General features: G+C 71.8%; 2 protein-coding genes. Both read right to left on the bottom strand.

Annotated elements, in window-relative coordinates; all coding sequences use genetic code 11:
- Positions 1-92: 92 nt before the first annotated feature.
- Entirely contained in the window at positions 93-1421 is a 1329-nt protein-coding gene (locus ROTAS13_RS22805) for an FAD-binding oxidoreductase (RefSeq protein WP_019459224.1), read from the bottom strand.
- A gap of 41 nt (positions 1422-1462) precedes the next feature.
- Positions 1463-2476, bottom strand: a complete 1014-nt coding sequence (locus ROTAS13_RS22800; RefSeq protein WP_369924198.1) for an ABC transporter ATP-binding protein — start codon at positions 2474-2476, stop codon at positions 1463-1465.
- Positions 2477-2583 lie beyond the last annotated feature (107 nt).

Below are 2583 nucleotides of genomic sequence, written 5' to 3'. Positions count from 1 at the left end.
CCAGGGCCCGCAGGGTCCTGGCGGAGTGGGGGTTTGGGGGCGAGGCGGCGCCTTGCCCCCAACCACGGCGCCCCCATGACGGGCGAGGAGCGTTACATCGGCCCTGGCGGCAGGGGCGAGCCGTCGATCAGGCGGACATAGCGGAAGGGCGTCGGATCGACGATCGGCGCATCGCCCGCCACCAGATCCGCAGCCAGCCTTCCGGCCCCCGGGCCGATGCCGAAGCCATGGCCGCTGAAGCCGGTGGAGAGGGTCAGCCCCGGCAGCTTCTCCACCGGGGAGATCACCGGCACCGCATCGGGCATGAAGTCGATCCAGCCGCCCCAGGCGTTCTTCATGCGGATGCCGGCCAGGGCCGGATAGGCTTCCACGAGCTGCTTCAGCGCCTCGTCCACCGTGCCGGTATCGGGCGCGGGGTCGAAGACGCGGATACGCTCGAAGGGGGTGGGCTTGTCCGCGCTCCAGCGGCCCAGCGCCTCCGGTCCTTCGAGAAAGGAGCGGCCGACACTGATCTTCACGCCGCCCGCGCGCCGCTTGAGGAAGGCCGGCCAGAACTTGCGGGCGTAGCGCAGCCCCTGCGGCGTCAGCTCCACCAGCCCGCGCCCGCGGATGGAGACGGTGTAGCCACCATCCAGCCGCCGCCGGATGACGAAGCCCGGGGTGGAGAGCCCGCCCGCGGTCACTTCCGGCGCCTCGGTGGTGGAGAAGGCGGTGGAGCGCGCCCCGGCCTGCGGCAGGTCGATGCCCAGGCTACGGCAGAACATCGAGGACCAGGCGCCGCCGGCGAGGAGCACGGCCTGGGTGCGGATCGTGCCCTTTTCCGTCACCACCGCCGAGACGCGGCCGCCCTGGGTCTCCAGCCCGCGTGCGGCGCAGCCCTGGTGGATGGTGACGCCCCGCCGCCGCGCCGCCTCGGCCAAGGCGGGTGCCGCCTTGGAAGGCTCGGCACGGCCGTCGGTGGGCGAATGCACGCCGCCGATCCACTTCTTCGTGCAGCCCGGCGTCAGCGCGTTCGCTTCCTCGGCGGTGAGCATCCGGCTGTGCACCTGGTATTCGCGGGCGAGGTTCGACCACTCCTCCCATTCGTCCAGGTCTGACTGCTTGTCCGTGGTGTAGACCAGCCCGGTGCGGCGGAAGCTGACATCGGCGCCGATCTCCTCGCTCAGCCGGCCCCAGAGCTCCAGGCTGTACTTGATCAGCGGCAGCTCGCGCTCGTCGCGGTTCTGTTGCCGGCACCAGCCCCAGTTGCGGCTGGACTGCTCGCCCGCGATCACGCCCTTCTCGATCAGCGCGACCGAATGCCCCTTCCCGGCAAGGTGCCAGGCCGCCGAGACGCCGGCGATGCCGCCGCCGATCACCACCACATCGGCGGCTTCCGGCAGCTTCGGGTCACTCTGGACTTGATCGACGGGCGGCGACATGAGCGGTGTTGTCCTGGGTCAGAAGAGACGGGCGGAAGCCTTCAGCCGGCGGCCTGCAGGTCGAGGTCGTCGCGGATGCAGGCGGTGAGGTGGCCGGGCGCGACCGCGCGCAGCGGCGGCCGGTCCGCCGCGCAGGCCGGGAGGGCATAGGGGCAGCGGGTGCGGAAGGAACAGCCGGAAGGCGGGTCGAGCGGACTCGGCACGTCGCCCGTCAGCACGATGCGCTTGCGGCGGCGCGTCGGGTCCGGGTTCGGGGCGGCGGAAAGCAGCGCCTCGGTATAGGGATGGCGCGGCGCGGCGAAGAGCGAACGTGTTTCCGCGATCTCCACCAGCCGGCCGAGATACATCACCGCCACGCGGTCGGACATGTGTCCCACCACGGCGAGGTCATGCGCGATGACCAGCATGGTCAGGCCCAGCCGGTCGCGCAGCTCCAGCATCAGGTTCACCACCTGCGCCTGGATGGAGACGTCGAGCGCGCTCACCGGCTCGTCCGCCACGATGAAGTCCGGCCGCGTCACCAGCGCGCGCGCCAGGCCGACGCGCTGCCGCTGTCCGCCGGAGAACTCGTGCGGATAGCGCTGCGCGTGCTGCGGCAGCAGGCCGACGAGGCGCAGCGCCTCCTCCACCTTCTCCATGCGGTCGGCCGGGGTCTCGCCGATGCCGTGGATCTCCAGCGGCGAGGCGACGATCCGCTCCACCGTCATGCGCGGGTTCAGCGAGGCATAGGGGTCCTGGAAGACCAGCTGCATCTGCCGCCGCAGCGGGCGCAGCCGGGCGCGCGACAGGTTGGTGATGTCCTCGCCCTTGAAGCGGATGCTGCCCTCGGTGGGCTCCAGCAGGCGCAGCGCGGTGCGGCCCACCGTGCTCTTGCCCGAGCCGGATTCGCCGACGAGGCTCAGGATCTCTCCCGGGTGGATCGAGAAGGAGAGCCCGTCGATGGCGCGGAGCTGCTGCCGTCCCCGGCCGAAGAGCCCTCCGCCCACGGGGAAATGCTTGTGGAGGCCCCGCACCTCCAGCACCGGCGCGGAAGGTGCTGCCACGTCGCTCACGATACCCCCTGCGCCGCGAGGGCGCCGGACAGCTCGCGCCAGCGGAAGCAGCGGCTGAGATGCCCGCCGCCGGTCTCTTCCAGGGGCGGCACCGCGCTGTCGCCTGTCTC

Origin of the sequence: Roseomonas sp. TAS13 (assembly GCF_001950415.1) — a bacterium.
In the GTDB taxonomy this organism is placed as follows: Bacteria; Pseudomonadota; Alphaproteobacteria; order Acetobacterales; family Acetobacteraceae; genus Roseomonas; species Roseomonas mucosa.
This window is presented reverse-complemented; position numbering and strand designations above follow the sequence as displayed.

Coding starts and splice junctions, on each gene's coding strand:
- ROTAS13_RS22805 (WP_019459224.1), bottom strand. CDS start 1,421: ATGTCGCCGCCCGTCGATCAAGTCCAGAGTGACCCGAAGCTGCCGGAA.